Origin of the sequence: Kitasatospora sp. NPDC005748 (assembly GCF_040630735.1) — a bacterium.
GTDB lineage: Bacteria > Actinomycetota > Actinomycetes > Streptomycetales > Streptomycetaceae > Kitasatospora.
Genome location: NZ_JBEXYD010000064.1, coordinates 1 through 16,249, shown reverse-complemented (window position 1 = coordinate 16,249; position 16,249 = coordinate 1). Strand labels below are relative to the sequence as shown.

Genomic DNA, 16,249 nt, shown 5'->3' with positions numbered 1-16,249 from the left:
TCGCCGGAATTCAGAGGACGGCGGACAGCCCGGCGGACGCACCGGACCGGCGACGTCAGGGGCTGTCGCCCTGCCAGTCCCAGCGGCGCCGGTCCGAGGGTCGCTGCCGGTAGTGAGCGCGGCCGCCGGCACCGAACGCGCCGAGCTCGGTGGCCAGCACCGCGCCGTGGTCGAGCCGCTCGGCGTCCCAGCCGGTGACGTCCAGGAGCAGGCCGTCGAGCGGGCCGCCGACCAGTTCCCGGTACTCGTGCCCGGGGCGCGGCCCGGGGTCCGGGTCGTCGTGGTCGGCTCCGTACACGCGGCCGCGCAGCAGTGCCTCGTCGTCCATGCCGCCAGCATCCCAGCCGGCACCGACACCGGGCCGGACGGTGGCCCCACGAACCGTCAGGCGCGACGAGACGGTCACCCGTCCACGGCAACGGTCACCGCAACGCGGCGACGGGGTCGGGCAGGTGACGGGACCGGGCGCTATTGCGCGCCGCGCGGCGGCAGCCGTTCGGTGATCCGGTCGAACAGGTCCGTGAGCGGCTCGCTGACGTCCCGGCCGAACTCGGTGAGCCCGTAGGTGACCTGAGGCGGCGTCGTCGGCTCCACCTCCCGCCGGATCAGGCCGTCCTGGACCAGGGCGCGCAGGGTCTGGGCGAGCATCTTCTCGCTGATGCCCTGGATGCTGTCGCGCAGCTCGTAGAACCGAAGGTCATTGCTCCGCAGGGAGATCAGCACCCAGACGCCCCACCGGCTGGTCACGTGGTCGACCACGTCTCGCGCGGGGCAGTCGGTGTGAAACACCTCATACCGACGGCCCGCCCCAGCTTGCCTCAGCTGCGCACCTTCCCTCATGTCCGGAGCTTACCTCCGGGTACGTCCTTACGAGAAGTAAGCCCCTCTCCTAGCGTCAGTTGCCGCAGTACACAACGAACCAGGAGCTGAACATGATCGTGGTGACCGGGGCTACCGGGAACGTGGGCCGTCCTCTGACGCAGGCGCTGGCCGAGGTGGGCGAGCAGGTGACGGCGGTGTCGCGGCGTGCGGCGGCGGTGCCGGCCGGAGTCCGGCACGTGGTGGCCGACCTGGCCGAGCCGACAGGCCTCGTACCCGTGCTGGACGGGGCGAAGGCGCTCTTCCTGCTGCTGTCCGGCGACCTGCACGCCGCCGGGGCCAGGCCCGCCGACCTCATCGGCCTGGCCGCGGCCGCCGGGGTCCGCCGGGTCGTTCTGCTCTCCTCGCAGGGTGTGGCGACCAGGCCGCTCGATCCGTCACGGGTGGCGATGCGCGCGGTGGAGGACGCCTTGCGGGAGTCCGGCCTGGACTGGGCCGTCCTGCGTCCGGGCGGCTTCGCCTCAAACGCCCTGGCCTGGGCGCAGTCCGTCCGCACGGAGGGGACGGTCGCCGCACCCTTCGGCGATGTGGGGGTGCCGGTCGTCGACCCGGTGGACATCGCCGGGGTCGCGGCGGCCTGCCTGCTGGACGACCGGCACACCGGCCGGGTGTACGAGCTGACCGGACCGGAGGTGATCACGCCCCGACTGCAGGCGGAGGCGCTCGCCGCCGTGCTCGGCTCCCCCCTGCGGTTCCACGAACTCACCCGCGAGGAGGCCAGGGCCACGATGACCCGGTTCGTGCCGGTGGAACTCGCCGACGACACCCTGGACATCATCTCCGCCCCGAACCCGGCCGAACTGCGGATCAGCCCGGACGTGGAACGAGTTCTCGGCCGCGCCCCGCACCCCTTCACCGAGTGGGTCACCCGCAACATCGCCGCGTTCCGCTGAGGCACGACCCACCCGCACCACCCGGGCGCCCCGCGCGGCAGCGACCGCACGAGGCGCCCGCCTCCGCCGGCCACTTCCACAGGTCACCGCCACAGCGCCACCGCCGACGGCCCACCTGAGGAAGCCGCACACCGGCCACCCGGACCCCGCTCCGACGACGGAGAGACCGGGACGAGCCGGACGGCCGGGTCCGACGACGGCGATCACGCCGGGCCGCACAGCCCTCGGCCGCCCACTACCGGACGTTCACCCGCCCGGAGAAGCGACGACGTCTCCCGCCGCACGGTCGCCCGACGCCGGGTGGCGCGGACCAGCACGGTGACCAGTGCCGCGAGGTCCGGGGCGCCGGCCGGATCGTCCGTGTAGCGGGTGGTCGGCAGGCGCCCACGTCCCACGCCGCCCACGACGACCGCAGCGCGCACCGACGGGGCGGGCCGGCCGCACGGCCGGCCCGCCCCGACCGGCATCACCGCGTACGGTCGCGTCGGAGTCAGCGGGCGACCTTGTCGGCCAGGTACGCCTCCCAGGTCCGCCTGCCCGCCGGTCGGTCGGGCGCGGTCAGGGCGCCGGAGCGGAAGGCGGCGCCGATCCTCCCCGGGATGAAGACCGGCAGGACGGGACGGCGCTTGCCCGCCGCTCGCAGCCAGTCCCTGGCCAGGCGGTCGGCCGGGTACACGGTGGGGCCGGCCAGGTCCGGCACCCGTCCCCAGCCCTCGGCCGGGGGCGCACCGGTGGCCGGATCGCCCAGGGCCAGCTCGACCAGGCGGTCCGCCACCTCGCCCTGGTCGACGGGCTGGCAGCGGGTGCCGGACGGCACGACGACCACCGGCAGCCTGGACAGGAACCCGAAGGCCGTGTTCAGCAGCTCGGGGAACTGACTGGCGCGCAGATTGGTCCAGCCGATCCCCGAGGCCGCGAGCAACCGCTCGCCCTCCCACTTGATCCGGTAGTAGGGGTACGGGATCCGGTCGACACCGATGATCGAGATGTTGACGATGTGCTCGACTCCGGCGCGCGCCGCGGCCTCCAGCAGGTGCTCGAAGGCCGGAATGTCGTTCTTGAAGTGCCGGATGTCGGTCGCGCAGTGGATGACCGTGCGGACCCCGGCGAACGCCTCGTCCAGCCCGGTGCCGGCGGCCAGGTCACCGGTGAACCAGGCCACCCCCAGGTCGTCCGGGAGCACTGGCCTGCGGGTGAGGGCCCGCACCGGCAGCCCGGTGCGGCGCGCCCGGTCCAGTACCTCCCGGCCGAGCACGCCCGTTGCGCCGGTCACCATGATCGCGTCGTTCTTCATCAGCCACAGCCCTTCTCGTTCTGCCGTTACCGATGAGGAACCGACGACTCACGTGTTCTGTGACAACCCGGAGCACTGGTGCGCCAGGAAGGCCAGTTTGTCCGGGTTCCTGATGAGCCGCACGCCGGTGATTCCGGCACCACCGAGCTCCAGCGCACCGCAGGACGTCAGTGCACCACCCTCCCAGCCCAGCACCACCGCGGTGCCGTTCGCCTCGACGACCTCGATCCGCACCCCGGTCGCCCACCGGGCGAACAGACCCGCCAGGAACCGGGCCACGTTCTCCCGGCCGACGACCGGCCGCCGCGCCGCGCCCACCTTGCCGCCGCCGTCCGACCAGGCGACCACCTGTCCGGCGAGCAGTTCCTCCAGCTGCGCCAGCTCGCCGTGCGCGGCGGCCTCCAGGAACCGCAGCACCAACTCGCCGCTCTCCCCCTGGGAGGAGACGAACCTCGGCCGCTCGTCGCCCAGATGCTGCTTGGCCCTGCGGTAGAGCTGCCGCGCGTTCGCCTCCGAGCAGTCGAGCACGTCTGCGACGTCACGGTGGCTGTAGTCGAAGGCGTCGCGGAGCACCATCGCCGCCCGCTCGGGCGGGGTCAACCGCTCCATCATCACCAGGACGGCCAGCGACACCGCGTCCCGCTGCTCCGCCGTCTCCATCGGCCCGAGCGCCCCGCCGTCGGTCCGGACCGGCTCCGGCAGCCACGGTCCGACGTACTCCTCGCGTCGGGCCCGCGCCGACGTCAGCCGGTTCAGGCACAGGTTGGTGGTCACCTTGGCCAGCCACGGCCCCGGCGCGGCGATCCGCTCCCGCTCGGCCCCGTGCCACCTCAGGTAGGCGTCCTGCACGGCGTCCTCGGCCTCCGCCGCCGATCCGAGCATCCGGTACGCCAACGAGAACAAGCGAGGCCGGTGCGCCTCGAACTCCTGAGCCTTCTCCATGGGAGCACACGCTAAATGATCACTCTCGGGAACCCGTACCTCGGCGGCGGATCGCCCGCGCGCCGGGAGCGGCGGAGAAGCCTGTGCCGGGCGGCCGGACCCGGCGGATCACCCGACCCGGTCGGGACGCGGCCGGAGCCGGGCGCTGAGCACAGCCCCACCGGAGAGATCGGCGGGGTCGACACCCGCGCCGAGCCCCTCGGCGAGACGGTAGAAGAGGCCGCGCATGCCCAGCGGTCCGGTCTCCCCGGTGTCCGGGCAGGCGCCCAGCGCCCGCAGTTCGGCGTCGAAGCGGTGGGGGTCCCGGCCGGTGCGGTGCCGGGGCTCGATGCCCAGGAGGGTGTGCAGACCGGTCACCACCTGCCCGTCCTCGGCGTAGCGGAAGTCCACCAGGGGCTTCTCGTTGGCGTGCAGGGACAGCGCCGCCGTCCCCGTCGAGAGCTCACCGAGCAGTCCGTCGTCCTCGACGCACAGCCAACTGCCGTGCTCCCAGACCCACGCCCACGCCCCGTACCGGCCGGCGGTCACCACATAGGCGTCGTCCTCGTAGAGGAGGTCGTCGAACTCGTCCCTGAACTCCTCCTGGGTGCGCTCGGCGAGCGTGTCGGGGTCCGCGCCCATCCGCTCCAGGAGCCCGCGCGCAGTGAGGCCACGGGCGAAGGTGACGCTCAGCAGCGGCAGGTCCGTGCCGTACATCCAGCTCAGGCCACTCATCCGTAGTCCCTCCGTGCAGCGGTCGGCTCTCCCCGCGAGGCTAGACGGCGGGTACGACAGTCCGGCCCCTGCCGGGTCGGGGCCCGGGCCGCACGCCGTGTCGTCCGGGTACCGCCCGGCCCCCTTCGTTCCCACTCTCGTCGGCCCTCCCACGGACAACGGACAACGGACAACGGACAACGGACAGCGGACAGCGGACAGCGGACAGCGGACAGCGGCACCCACGCCCGACGTCGCCCACCCCACCACCGTCGGGTGGGCCGGCGCGGCGGTCAGGCCCGGTCGACGAGGAGGGCGGTTCCGTCGAGGATGCGGTTCAGGCCGAAGTCCAGCGGGTCCTCGGCCCGGGGGGCGAAGGCTCCGGCCGCGATGGCGGCGGCGAGGGCGGGGTAGCGGTGGGCGTGGCGGTCGAGGGTGTCGGCGGCGAGGCGGTTCCACTCCTGCTCCCCCTCCTCGTCACGGTCGACGAGTTGCTGGGCGAGGTTGCGGATGTGGCCGATGACCAGGAGGACGGTGTCGTGCTGCTGGGCGGCGGACAGTCCGGTCGGGGCCAGCACGGCCAGGGCGGCGTCGAGCCAGGCCAGTTGGTTGGGGCCCATGAGCTGGCGGCGCATGGCGGTGGCGGTCAGGACCCAGGGATGGCGGCGGTAGAGCGCCCAGCACTGGCGGGCCCACTCGGTGAGCCCGGGGCGCCAGCCGGCGGACCCGGCGACGGCCTCGGACGGTACGCCGAGGGCGGAGTCCACCATCAGGTCGACCAGTTCGGCCTTGCCGGGGAAGTACCGGTACAACGCCATGGTGGTGACGCCGAGTTCGGCGGCGACACGCTGCATGGAGACCGCGTCCAGGCCTTCGGCGTCGGCGACCTCGATGGCACCGGCCACGATCCGCCCGGCGGTCAGTGACGGCTTCGGCCCGCGCCGGGGCTGGTCCTGCTCGCCCCACAGCAGCGCCAGGCTCACCTTCGGGTCGCGCTTCTTCTCCCTGCCGGCGGCCATGCGGGCTCCTCACTGCGTGCGACCGGTCGACCGGCCGCTCCCTCTCGTCGGCGGCCACCGCTTCTCGTTGACGGCGCCTCAGAACTGTGTATAACATAAACTCAATTGCTTATTCGATACACAGTTCAGGGGAGCCAGCCATGCTCGACACCGTTCTCATCGCCACCGCCGTCGCCACCGCCGTCGCCGCCACACCCGTCGCCCTCCTCCTCGGCCACCGCCGGATCAGGCAGGCCGCGAACGCCCGGCTGATGCGGATCACCGCCCCCGACGGCGTCGACGAGCAGGAGTTCGTCCGCATCGGCGGGATCGAGCAGTGGATCTCCATCCGGGGCGAGGACCTGGCCAACCCGGTGATCCTGGAGATCCACGGCGGGCCCGGCGCCTCCAACGCGATCTACGGGCCCCGTACCCGGGCCTGGGAGAAGCACTTCACGATCGTCCGCTGGGACATGCGCGGCACCGGCAAGACCCTCGGCCGCTCCGGCGCCGACCACCAGGGCGAGCTCGGCTTCGCCCGGATGTACCAGGACGCCGTCGAGGTCACCGACTTCGTGCGCGCCCGGCTCGGCGTCGACCGGGTCGTCCTGGTCGCCAACTCCTTCGGCAGCGCCTTCGGACTGCGCCTGGCCCGCCAGTACCCCGACCGCTATTGCGCCTACGTCGGCACGGACCAGAAGATCCACGACGCCGACGGTGACGACGCCGACCGCCTCGCCCTGCTGGCCCGGCTGCGCGCCGCGGGCAAGCGCAAGGAGCTCGCCGCCGTCGGAGCGATCGACCGCGACCGCCGGACGTGGACCGCCGAGCAGTACGGCACCTACGCGAAGATCGCCGCCACCACCGACCCGCTGACCTTCAGCACCATGAAGTCCGTGGTCATGAAGTCGCTCTGGTTCTCCCCGCTGCACTCGCTGAGCGAACTCGGCACCCTCGGCAAGGGGATGAAGCTCTCCGAGCAGATCCTCCCCGACACCGCCGGCTTCGACGACCGGGCCGACGGCACCTGCTTCGAGCTGCCGTTCTTCGTCTTCCAGGGCGACCAGGACGTGCTCAACCCGACCGACCGGGCCCGGTGCTTCCTCGACGACGTGCAGGCGCCGGTCAAGGAGTTCGCCCTGATCAGGGACGCCGGCCACTTCGCGTCCTTCCGCCACCCCGACCAGTTCCTGCACCTGATGCTCACCAAGGTCCGGCCGGTCGTCGCCACCGCCGGGCTCCACGCCGCGGGCCGGTGAGGTTGCCGGGGAGACGGGCTCTTCCGCGCGCGCTCGGGTGCGGGCCCGCGACAGCTTCTATGATCTTCGGCATGGCAACCCGACTTGTGCAGATCAACATGAAGGCCCGGGACGACTCCGCGCTCGGCCGGTTCTGGGCGGAGGCGCTCGGTTGGGGCCTCGACAGCGAGGGGCCCGGCGTGACCAACCTCGAACCCGTCGGCTTCAGCTACCCCGATCCCACGGCCGTCTGCATCGATCTCATTGCCCGGCCGGAACCCAAAACGGTCAAGAATCGGGTGCACCTCGACCTGGCCACCACCTCGACGGCCCATCAGACGGAGCTCGTCGCACGGCTGCGGGACCTCGGCGCGACGCTCGCCGACGTCGGTCAGGGCGACGTCCCCTGGACCGTCATGGCCGACCCGGAGGGCAACGAGTTCTGCGTCCTGGAGCCCCGCCCGGTCTACCGGGACACCGGGCCGATCGCCGCGGTGGTGGTCGACTGCGCCGACCCACGGGCGATGGCCCGGTTCTGGGGCGAGGCGATGGACTGGACGCTGCACGAGGTCACCGACGACTACGCGACCATGCGCTCCGCCGCAGGCGTCGGCCCCTACCTGGAGTTCATCCGCACCCCCGACACCAAGAGCGGGTGGAACCGCGTCCACCTCGACCTCCGCCCCTACCGCGGTGACGACCACGCGGCGGAGGCGGACCGGCTGCGCGCCCTGGGCGCCACCGACCCCGGTGTCGACCAGTCCGAGATCCACTGGACGATCCTGGTCGACCCGGAAGGCAACGAGTTCTGTCTCCTCAGCCCCGGCTGACTCCGGCCGAGGCCCGACCGGCTCCGACCGGCCCGGAGAGCGCGGGCGTCCGTCGCACCCGGGTGGCGGACGCCGGTAGGACCGGGGACCGGCCGGCGCGACCTCGCCCGCGCGAGGGGCGGGCGCCGCTCCACCCGATCGCCGAGGCCCTGCTGCGCGGGGCGGCGGCGGGGCAGGCTAGTTTACTCGGGTGAGTCTCCTCGATGATGTGGCCGAGCACGACAGCTGGCGGTGCTGGGTGTGCGACGAACCGGTCGACCCCGACAAGTCGGTGAACGACCCGCGCGGGCCCAGCGTTGACAGCCGGACCGCCGACCGGAAGGCCAAGGTCGCCGAGCGGCTCGCGCACCGCGGGTGCAACTCCCGCAAGGGCGCGGTCAAGGTGGTCATCGCCTGGCCGGACCGCCTGTACGTGGTCGAGCCCGCGCCGCTGATCGCCGTGGCCGCGAGGCTGGAGCGCAAGGGCGGCCGCGAGATGGTGGGCCGCTGCCCGACCAGGCAGGACGCCCAGGAAGCCGCGGACTGGCTGGTGGACCGGTTCTCCCGGCTGGTGCCGGACCTGCCGGTGACCGCCCACATCGAGCCGGGCGGCGGCCAGTTCCTCGTCACCCTGGCCACCGGCCGCCGCTGACCGGGGATCACCGGCACGAGCGTCACAGGCCGAACCAGCACCCGGGCGGGACCCGCCCGGACGGTCCGGCGACTCGGGCCGTCCGGGCCGCCTCGAGCACCTGGGCCGACGTGCCCACGGCGCCCTGCGAGTAGCCGGCGATCAACAGGCGCAGCGCCCGCTCGGTCGCCCCGTCCGCCGGGGTGAGCACCATCAGCCGCTGGTCGGAGCCGTCCGTGGCGGCGAGCTGGTCGTAGCAGAGGGCCAGCTCCCCGCCCACCGGGTGTCGCATCCGCTTGCTGCCGTGGGACCGCTCGCGCACTGTCCTGTCCTCCCACCAGAGGGCCGGCAGCGGCTTCTGGCACGCGATGACCTGGGACATCCCGGCCACCGTCACGATCCTCACCGGCGCCACACCGGCCGGCGCGGTCGCGGGGCCCAACGACACCGGCGCCACCGGCTACCTGGGCCCCTGCCCGCCGGCCGGCGACCGCGCGCACCACTACGTGCTCCGGGTGGTGGCGCTGGACGTGCCCGGCCTGGGCCTGGCCGCGACCAGCACCCCCGCCGTGGCCTCCTTCTCGATGGCGATGAGCGGACACATCCTCGCCACCGCGGAGCTGACCGCCACCGCCCGGCGCTGACCCGCCCGCCGCTGACCGTCCCGGCTCCCGGGGCGGCGCCGACCACGACGGTGGCAAGGAGCACCGGGAGCCGCGTCTAGAGGAGGCCCAGGTGGGCCTCGACGCCGGCCCCGTCGCAGCTGGCGTCCCACAGGCGCCCGGCGACGGCCGGATCGGTCATGTGGGCCCGCGCGGGCTCCAGCCGCGGCGCGCCGCGCAGGCCGAAGGCCCTGGGCCCCCACAGCTGCCCTCCCCGCACCCGCGGGTCCAGGACCGCCCGGACGATCGGCCACGCCCCGGCGTCCTTGCCCTGGAGCAGCAGCCCGGCGGGCAGCGCGCGCAGCCGGGTGCCCCGGGACGCCGCGTGCACCCCCGGGCGGGGCGGGGTCAGGGAGTCCAGGGCGCCGCCGGGGTGGGCCACCACGCTGAGCAGGGTGCTGCCGCGGGCGCGCAGGCGCCGGTCCAGCTCGAAGGCGAAGGACATCTGCGCCAGCTTCGACCGGCCGTAGGTGCGCCCGGGGCGGTAGTCCCGAAGCGACTGGAGGTCGTCCGGGTCCAGCCGCTCGGAGCGCGCCGCGAAGCTCCCCACCGTGACGATCCGGGCGGCCGGCGCCGCGGACAGCAGGGGCGCCAGTGCCCGGGTCAGCGCGACGTGGCCGAGGTGGTTGACCCCGAACATCAGCTCGTGACCGTCCTCCGTCGTCCGCCGCGGCGGGTCGTCGAGCGCGACGCCCGCGTTGTGGACCACCGCGTCGAGGCGGTCGAGCCCGAGGCCGTCCGCGACACCGCGCACGGACGCCAGGTCGGCGAGGTCCAGCGGAAGGTGGCGCAGCCGGGCGCCGGGAACACGCGACCCGATCGCCGCCATGGCGGCGCCCGCCCTCCCCCGGTCCCGGCAGCCGAGCACCACGACGGCCCCGGTCGCGGCGAGCTGCTCCGCGACGAAGTAGCCGATTCCGGCGTTGCCTCCGGTGACCAGGAAGGACTTGCCGTCGGCGGACGGCAACCGGTGGACGTCCCACGGCGGGCTCAGGGGTGCGGGGGTCATGACGAGTGGCTCCTTCGACTGGGGGAGGTGTGCGGACGGCGGCGCCGACCTGACCCATCACACAGCGGCCGACTCACCGATCACTGATGGATCGCCGTCATCACCGACAGCCCCCCGTCACCTCCCCGAACGCACCGCCGGGCACGGCGCCTCGGCCGGCGGCCGGCACCGCTCGGAGGCGGCTGATCCCCCGGCCGCCCCCACCGCGGCCGCAAGGCCGCAAGGCCGCGAGGCCGTCGGTCACGACTCGCTGGGAGCGTCCTCGCCGCCGGCGCGGGCGGCGGCGAATCGCCATGCCTCGATGTCGCGGTAGCGGATCGGCCCGGGGCCGCGGCCGATGTTGCTGCCGACGAGGTGGAGGCGTTCGGTCCGCCAGGGCCGGCCCACGAACCCGGCGAGTCCGGCCGCGGCCTGCGGCACGCTGGTGGGGTCGTCGCGGCGGGACCGTGCCAGCGTCAGATGGGGGCGCAGGGGGCGTTCCGTGAACGCGATCCCGCAGGACCTGATGACGCTCCGGACGTCGGTGGCGAGCAGGTGCAGTCCGTCCAGGTCGCCGTCGATCCCGCTCCACAGCAGGCGCTGGTCGAAGTGGCCGCCGCCCCGCAGGCCCAGGCGCAGAGCCGGGCGCGACGCGGCCTGGCCGGCAAGCGCCGACCGCAGCAGCGGCACCGCCGTGGCGGGCAGTTCGCCGAGGAAGGCCAGAGTGATGTGCCAGTCCTCGATCCGGTTCCACCGCAGCCGCGGGTACCCGGCGTAGGCGGGTCGCAGGGCCCGGGCCAGTTCGTCCTTGGCATCGTCGGGTGGGGCCAGCGCCACGAAGACGCGCAGGGTCGAGGGCTCGGGTCGATCGTCCACGAGGGGGCAGGCTAGCCGAGGCCGGTCCGCCCGCGCGCGCCGGGGGCGACGGTGCGTGGCGGGACGGGCGCGGCTCGGGCGTTCGCGTCACCGGGCTGGTCGTGACCCCGCCGGACGAGACGAAGCCGGTCCCCCTCACCTGGCCGGGCACCGGCACCCTGCCCGTCACGGACGGCGGCGGCTCCCCGGTGAAGGTCGGCCCGATCGGAAGCGCCGGCCAGGGCAACTGACGCACCCGCCGGGCGCACCGTCGAAGGCCGTCCGGCCGGTGCGCCGCCGGCCGGCCCGCGTCCGGGGCCGACCGGGGTCACGGCTCCACGTAACCTCTTCCTGTGCCCGACTCCCGCCTGCTTCGCGTCGCCGTCCTCGTCCTGGAGGGCGCGAAACCGCTCGATGTCGGCATTCCCGCCCAGGTCTTCACGACCCGCGCGAGCATGCCGTACGAGGTGCGGGTGTGCGGGGCCGCGCCCGGTCCGGTGACCGGCGGCGACGGCCTGTCGTACCTCGTCGCCCACGGCCTCGACGCGCTGGCGTGGGCCGACATCGTCTTCGTCCCCGGGTACCGGTTCCCGGGCCGCGACGACCCGCCGCGGGCCGTCGTGGACGCGCTGATCGCCGCCCACCACCGGGGCGCGCGGCTCGCCGCCATCTCGACGGGCGCCTTCGCGCTCGCCGCCACGGGCCTGCTCGACGGCAAGCGCGCCACGACGCACTGGCACTACGCGCGGGCGCTCGCGGCGAAGCACCCGCTCGTCCAGGTCGACGAGAACGTCCTGTTCGTCGACGAGGGCAGCGTCCTGACGTCCGCCGGCGCGGCCTCGGGCATCGACCTGTGCCTGCACATCCTGCGCGGCGACCTCGGGGTGGCCGCGTCGAACCACGCCGCCCGTCGGCTGGTCGCCGCCCCCTACCGCAGCGGCGGCCAGGCGCAGTACGTGCCGCGCAGTGTGCCCGAGCCACTCGGCGAGCGGTTCGCCGCCACCCGCGAGTGGGCGCTGCACCGGCTCGGCGAGCCCCTCACCCTCGAACTGCTCGCCCGGCACGCCGCGGTGTCGCCGCGCACCTTCTCGCGGCGCTTCGTCGACGACACGGGGTACACGCCGATGGAGTGGGTCATGCGGGCCCGCCTGGACCGGGCCCGTGAGCTGCTGGAACGCTCCGAGCGGCACATCGAGCAGATCGCCGCCGACGTCGGTCTGGGCACCGGTGCCAATCTGCGGCTGCACTTCCGTCGCATCCTCGGCACGACGCCGAGCGAGTACCGGCGCACCTTCACGGCCCAGCAGTCCTAGGAGCAGCCCGGGCCGTTCCGCGCGGGGTGTTCCGGGTCTACGGCGTCCCGGCCGGGGGCGGGCCGGAGGCTCCGACGGCCTTGGCGCAACGCGTGGGGAGGTGCGCGAACGCGCTCCCGCGTTCGGGCGGGCCGACGACCTCGATGTCGGCGTCGAAGCTGCCCAGGGCGGCGGCCAGGCCGGTCCAGGACCAGGATCCGAGGACGAGTCGGCAGCGGTCGGGGCCGAGCGCTTCGACGATCCCGTCCCGGGCGAAGCCGGCGACGGTGGGGGCGGGGAGGCCGAGCACGACCTTGCCTCGTCGCCTTCCTGGACGACGGCCGGGGCCCGCTCGGATCATCTTCGAGGACGGGTGAGCTGGCGTGATCCTTTTGAACCGTGGCAATCACGCCGCTGTCGTGAGCGGGCGCCGTACGCGAGATTTGGTGGTGAACCGAAGGGACACCACTCATGACGCGCATCGCCATCAACGGATTCGGCCGCATCGGACGCAATGTGCTGCGTGCGCTGCTGGAACGTGACAGCGACCTGGAAATCATCGCGGTCAACGACCTCACGGAGCCCGCCATCCTCGCGCGGCTGCTCGCCTACGACACGACGGCCGGCCGGCTCGGCCGCCCGGTGACCGTCGACGGAAACGCCCTCGTCGTCGACGGCCGTCGCATCACGGTGCTCGCCGAGCGTGAACCCGCGCAGCTGCCGTGGGCCGAACTCGGCGTGGACATCGTGCTGGAGGCGACCGGTCGCTTCACCTCGGCCGGGGCCGCCCGCGCCCACCTCGCCGCCGGCGCGAAGAAGGTCCTGGTCAGCGCACCGTCGGACGGTGCCGATGTGACGCTGGCGTACGGGGTCAACACCGACGCCTACGACCCGGCCGCGCACACGATCGTCTCGAACGCCTCCTGCACGACCAACGCCCTCGCGCCACTGGCCGCGGTGCTCGACGACCTCGCCGGCATCGAGCACGGCTTCATGACGACGGTGCACGCCTACACGCAGGAGCAGAACCTGCAGGACGGCCCGCACCGCGACGCCCGCCGGGCCCGTGCCGCCGCCGTCAACATCGTGCCGACCACGACCGGCGCCGCCAAGGCGATCGGCCTCGTGCTGCCGAACCTCGACGGCAAGCTGTCGGGCGACTCGATCCGCGTGCCGGTGCCGGTGGGCTCGATCGTCGAACTCAACACCACCGTCACCCGCGACGTGACGCGCGACGAGGTCCTCGCCGCGTACCGCGCCGCGGCGCAGGGGCCGCTCGCCGGCATCCTCGAGTACTCGGACGACCCGCTCGTGTCGTCCGACATCACGGGCAATCCGGCCTCGTCCATCTTCGACTCGGCCCTGACCCGCGTCGACGGCCGGCACGTCAAGGTGGTCGCCTGGTACGACAACGAGTGGGGCTTCTCCAACCGCGTGATCGATACGCTCCAGCTCCTCGCCGCCAACTGACGGCAAGTCAGCTACCGCGGAACGCTCGACCGGGATCTCCCGGTCGAGCGTTCCGCACGCGCGCACCCGACGAGCAGCGGACGAACCGGCCGGGCCCCGCTCAGTAGGTGAAGTGGGTCGAGTGCCCAGTGGATGTTCCGCCCGGCCGGTACGGTGTCAACCCGTCGCTGGTCGTCGGGGGTTGCGGATCACCCCGCAGGGATCGGGCCGAGGTAGGTGCCGCCGGAGACGTCGAGGGTCTGGCCGGTCACCCAGCGGCCCCGCGGCCCCGCCAGGAAGCCCACCACATCGGCGACGTCCTCCGGTTCGCCGATCCGTCCGAGCGCGGTGATCGACTCCAGCCCGGCCACCGCCTCGGGAGCGCCCGTCCACCCGGCGGTCATGTCGGTCAGTACCACCCCGGGTTCGACCGTGTTCACGGTGATCCCGCGCCGGCCGAACTCGTTGGCGAGCGACGGGCCGAGAGCGGCCAGCGCCGCCTTGGTCACGGTGTAGCCGATCTGGAGGGGGCTCGCGATCCGGGTGGCCGCCGAGCCCACGTTGACGATCCGGCCGCCGTCCCGCAGCAGGGGCAGCGCCCGCTGGATCACGAAGATCGGCGTGCGCACGTTGACCGCGAGCAGCCGTTCCAGCTCCTCCTCGGTGAGCTGCCCGATCGAACTGGCCGAGTGGACACCCGCGTTGTTGACCAGGATGTCCAGACCGTCGGCGCCGTGCTCGGCCAGCCCGGCGGTCACTGCCTCGAACAGCCGGTCCACCGCGCCGCTTTCGCCGAACCCGGCCCGCACCGCGAACGCCACACCGCCGGCCTCGGCGATGAGCGCCACCGTCTCGGCGGCGGCCGCTCGGTTCGCACCGTAGTGGACCGCGACCAACGCCCCCTCGGCGGCGAGCCGTCGGGCGACGGCGCGCCCGATCCCGCGCGAGCCGCCCGTCACCAGGGCGGCCTTGCCGTCCAGTTCCCCCACGTCGTCTCCCCCGTCGGCGTCCCGGCCGGAACCGGGGCCGGTCTCGAAGCAAGGTCCGGAGTTCCGCCCCCGTCGAAGGGGCGAAGATGTCCGGGATCGGCTCGTGTCGACCGATGGGCCCACCCTCTGGACCGCACTGTACGGGAGGTTCGAGGGCGAAGTCCGGGAAACGCGGAGGCCGGGCCACCCGGCGGCGGGGGCGGGCTGTCCGCAGCGGTGGCTCCGGACGCACCGGTGATGGTGCCCCACGGGTCGCCCGGAGTCACGGGCCGGAGTCACGGGCCGATATCACGGGCCGGAGTCACGGGCCGAAGCCGCAGGCCGGAGACCTTCGGGCGGCCGGTCCCGAATCCACCCGACCAGGTCCTCCCCACCGGCTCCGGAGGGTGACCGGCACCGACCCCGGCGGTGGGCCGAACGGGTGAACCGCAAGCCCTCCCGCCGTCGACCACCCGCCACCCACCGTGTCGCCGCCACCACGGGTACCCCCCGTTCCCGGGCCCCGCTCGCCGGCATCGGCAACACTCCGTCGCCACCCCGGCCACAACCCCATCCGGGCCGTGGCGCAAGCGGGTTCACGACGCCGGTGACGCTGAGCGAACGTCATGCGGGAGGCCGTTTCGGCTCGGCCCCGATGGCAAGGCGCTCCTCAGACCCATGGAGGAGGCGTAACTGATGATCACCGAACAGCAGATCCGTACCGTCCTCGACCACCCGGTCCACGATGCCGACGGCCACCGCATCGGCAAGGCCGACCACCTGTTCCTCGACGACATGACGGGCAAGCCGGAGTGGGTGAGCGTCAAGACCGGATGGTTCGGGACGAGCGAGTCGTTCGTCCCGATCCGCGATGCCCGGATCGTCGACGACCACCTCGAAGTGCCCTACCCGAAGGCCACCGTCAAGGACGCGCCCAACGTCGACGTCGACGGCGGCAACCACCTCTCCGCCCAGGAGGAGCACCGTCTGTACGACCACTACGGCATCGCCTGGGACAACGCCTGGCACGAGGCCAACCAGCCCGGCGACGGCGGCTGGGCCCACTCCGGGGACCGGACCGCGGCCACCGGCGCGGCAGGCGCTGCCGCCGCCACCGCGGGTACGGGCACCCGGGCGGGTACCGCGGCCGACCAGGACGACGCGATGACCCGCTCCGAGGAACGGATGACGGTCGGGACCGAACGCCACGAGGCCGGCCGCGCCCGCCTGCGCAAGTACGTCGTGGAGGAGGAGCAGCAGCGGACCGTACCGGTGCGCCACGAGGAGGTCCGCGTCGAACGCGAGCCGATCACCGAGGCCAACCGGGACGCCGCACTCGCCGGTGAGCCCATCGGCGAGGCCGAGCACGAGGTCGTGCTGCACGAGGAACGGCCGGTGGTCCGGACCGAGGCCGTGCCGGTGGAACGGGTGCGGCTGACCACCGAGGAGCTCGTCGAGCAGGAGACCGTGACCGGCACGGTCCGCAAGGAGCGGATCGAGGCGGAGCTGCCCGAGGACCCGCCCGCGACGGGCAAGGACCGGCGCCGCTGAGCCACCGGTGCCGCCGAGCGCGGTACCGGTGTCCGGACGGGCACGGGAGCAGAACGCGCGGGCGGGCACGGCCGGGGTCCAGATCGTAATAGCACACGTCTGAACTC

Annotated in this window: 18 protein-coding genes and 2 pseudogenes; 9 read left to right on the top strand and 11 right to left on the bottom strand. The window is 73.6% G+C overall.

The features are described 5' to 3' along the window. Positions 1-55: 55 nt before the first annotated feature. Together ABZ495_RS30835 and ABZ495_RS30830 are read right to left on the bottom strand one after the other, a co-directional pair. Positions 56-328 (bottom strand): hypothetical protein, encoded by a 273-nt coding sequence (locus ABZ495_RS30835; RefSeq protein WP_359839153.1) that lies wholly within the window; start codon positions 326-328, stop codon positions 56-58. 140 nt (positions 329-468) lie between these two features. Further along, positions 469-840: a helix-turn-helix domain-containing protein gene (locus tag ABZ495_RS30830; protein ID WP_359809523.1), complete on the bottom strand. Its 372-nt coding sequence runs from the start codon at positions 838-840 to the stop codon at positions 469-471. Between the two features lie 92 nt (positions 841-932). Here ABZ495_RS30830 and ABZ495_RS30825 point away from each other — a divergent pair, with 92 nt between their 5' ends. Beyond that, positions 933-1,772 carry an NAD(P)H-binding protein gene (locus ABZ495_RS30825; RefSeq protein WP_359839185.1) on the top strand — a complete coding sequence of 280 codons (840 nt, stop codon included), beginning with the start codon at positions 933-935 and terminating at the stop codon, positions 1,770-1,772. A 490-nt stretch (positions 1,773-2,262) separates the two neighbouring features. Here the strand turns inward: ABZ495_RS30825 and ABZ495_RS30820 are convergent, their stop codons facing one another. The 4 genes from ABZ495_RS30820 to ABZ495_RS30805 all read right to left on the bottom strand — a co-directional run bounded on the left by ABZ495_RS30820 (position 2,263) and on the right by ABZ495_RS30805 (position 5,720). Continuing rightward, positions 2,263-3,066, bottom strand: coding sequence for an NAD(P)H-binding protein (locus ABZ495_RS30820; RefSeq protein WP_359809525.1), 804 nt, complete (start codon positions 3,064-3,066; stop codon positions 2,263-2,265). Between the two features lie 48 nt (positions 3,067-3,114). Beyond that, a complete protein-coding gene (locus tag ABZ495_RS30815) occupies positions 3,115-4,008 on the bottom strand; it encodes an RNA polymerase sigma-70 factor (protein ID WP_359839151.1) in 894 nt (297 codons plus the stop codon). A gap of 108 nt (positions 4,009-4,116) precedes the next feature. Beyond that, complete coding sequence (locus ABZ495_RS30810; protein WP_359809528.1) at positions 4,117-4,722, bottom strand: DUF6461 domain-containing protein; 606 nt, start codon at positions 4,720-4,722, stop codon at positions 4,117-4,119. A 272-nt stretch (positions 4,723-4,994) separates the two neighbouring features. Beyond that, positions 4,995-5,720: a TetR/AcrR family transcriptional regulator gene (locus ABZ495_RS30805; protein ID WP_359839149.1), complete on the bottom strand. Its 726-nt coding sequence runs from the start codon at positions 5,718-5,720 to the stop codon at positions 4,995-4,997. A gap of 140 nt (positions 5,721-5,860) precedes the next feature. Here ABZ495_RS30805 and ABZ495_RS30800 point away from each other — a divergent pair, with 140 nt between their 5' ends. From ABZ495_RS30800 to ABZ495_RS30790, 3 genes are all read left to right on the top strand, one after another. After that, positions 5,861-6,958 carry an alpha/beta hydrolase gene (locus ABZ495_RS30800; RefSeq protein ID WP_359809532.1) on the top strand — a complete coding sequence of 366 codons (1,098 nt, stop codon included), beginning with the start codon at positions 5,861-5,863 and terminating at the stop codon, positions 6,956-6,958. 71 nt (positions 6,959-7,029) lie between these two features. Continuing rightward, the gene (locus ABZ495_RS30795) at positions 7,030-7,767 is read left to right on the top strand and encodes a VOC family protein (RefSeq protein WP_359839147.1); all 738 of its coding nucleotides are present in this window, start codon (positions 7,030-7,032) and stop codon (positions 7,765-7,767) included. Positions 7,768-7,957: 190 nt separating this feature from the next. Further along, positions 7,958-8,398: a hypothetical protein gene (locus tag ABZ495_RS30790; RefSeq protein ID WP_329491668.1), complete on the top strand. Its 441-nt coding sequence runs from the start codon at positions 7,958-7,960 to the stop codon at positions 8,396-8,398. Positions 8,399-8,420: 22 nt separating this feature from the next. Here the strand turns inward: ABZ495_RS30790 and ABZ495_RS30785 are convergent, their stop codons facing one another. Continuing rightward, entirely contained in the window at positions 8,421-8,759 is a 339-nt protein-coding gene (locus ABZ495_RS30785) for a hypothetical protein (RefSeq protein ID WP_359839145.1), read from the bottom strand. On the opposite strand from ABZ495_RS30785, the gene ABZ495_RS30780 reads away from it, so the two are divergent. Then, positions 8,746-9,021 carry a YbhB/YbcL family Raf kinase inhibitor-like protein gene (locus ABZ495_RS30780; RefSeq protein WP_359839143.1) on the top strand — a complete coding sequence of 92 codons (276 nt, stop codon included), beginning with the start codon at positions 8,746-8,748 and terminating at the stop codon, positions 9,019-9,021. The two genes, ABZ495_RS30785 and ABZ495_RS30780, sit on opposite strands and share 14 nt — an antisense overlap. A gap of 76 nt (positions 9,022-9,097) precedes the next feature. Here ABZ495_RS30780 and ABZ495_RS30775 read toward each other — a convergent pair whose 3' ends face one another. Both ABZ495_RS30775 and thpR read right to left on the bottom strand, forming a co-directional pair. Continuing rightward, positions 9,098-10,048, bottom strand: a complete 951-nt coding sequence (locus tag ABZ495_RS30775) for an SDR family NAD(P)-dependent oxidoreductase (protein ID WP_359839141.1) — start codon at positions 10,046-10,048, stop codon at positions 9,098-9,100. 240 nt (positions 10,049-10,288) lie between these two features. Beyond that, positions 10,289-10,903: an RNA 2',3'-cyclic phosphodiesterase gene (gene thpR / locus ABZ495_RS30770; RefSeq protein ID WP_359809541.1), complete on the bottom strand. Its 615-nt coding sequence runs from the start codon at positions 10,901-10,903 to the stop codon at positions 10,289-10,291. A gap of 71 nt (positions 10,904-10,974) precedes the next feature. On the opposite strand from thpR, the pseudogene ABZ495_RS30765 reads away from it, so the two are divergent. Both ABZ495_RS30765 and ABZ495_RS30760 read left to right on the top strand, forming a co-directional pair. Then, positions 10,975-11,133: pseudogene (locus ABZ495_RS30765) on the top strand (DUF4232 domain-containing protein); the annotation flags it as partial. Positions 11,134-11,235: 102 nt separating this feature from the next. Beyond that, a complete protein-coding gene (locus tag ABZ495_RS30760) occupies positions 11,236-12,195 on the top strand; it encodes a helix-turn-helix domain-containing protein (RefSeq protein ID WP_329491663.1) in 960 nt (319 codons plus the stop codon). Positions 12,196-12,232: 37 nt separating this feature from the next. On the opposite strand, the pseudogene ABZ495_RS30755 reads toward ABZ495_RS30760, so the two are convergent. Then, positions 12,233-12,496: pseudogene (locus ABZ495_RS30755) on the bottom strand (DNA-binding transcriptional regulator); the annotation flags it as partial. A gap of 149 nt (positions 12,497-12,645) precedes the next feature. On the opposite strand from ABZ495_RS30755, the gene gap reads away from it, so the two are divergent. Beyond that, positions 12,646-13,644, top strand: a complete 999-nt coding sequence (gene gap, locus ABZ495_RS30750; protein ID WP_329491662.1) for a type I glyceraldehyde-3-phosphate dehydrogenase — start codon at positions 12,646-12,648, stop codon at positions 13,642-13,644. 188 nt (positions 13,645-13,832) lie between these two features. On the opposite strand, the gene ABZ495_RS30745 is transcribed toward gap, so the two are convergent. Beyond that, entirely contained in the window at positions 13,833-14,612 is a 780-nt protein-coding gene (locus ABZ495_RS30745) for an SDR family oxidoreductase (protein WP_359809543.1), read from the bottom strand. A gap of 675 nt (positions 14,613-15,287) precedes the next feature. On the opposite strand from ABZ495_RS30745, the gene ABZ495_RS30740 reads away from it, so the two are divergent. Next, positions 15,288-16,142: a PRC and DUF2382 domain-containing protein gene (locus ABZ495_RS30740; RefSeq protein ID WP_359809545.1), complete on the top strand. Its 855-nt coding sequence runs from the start codon at positions 15,288-15,290 to the stop codon at positions 16,140-16,142. The last annotated feature ends 107 nt before the right edge of the window (positions 16,143-16,249 follow it).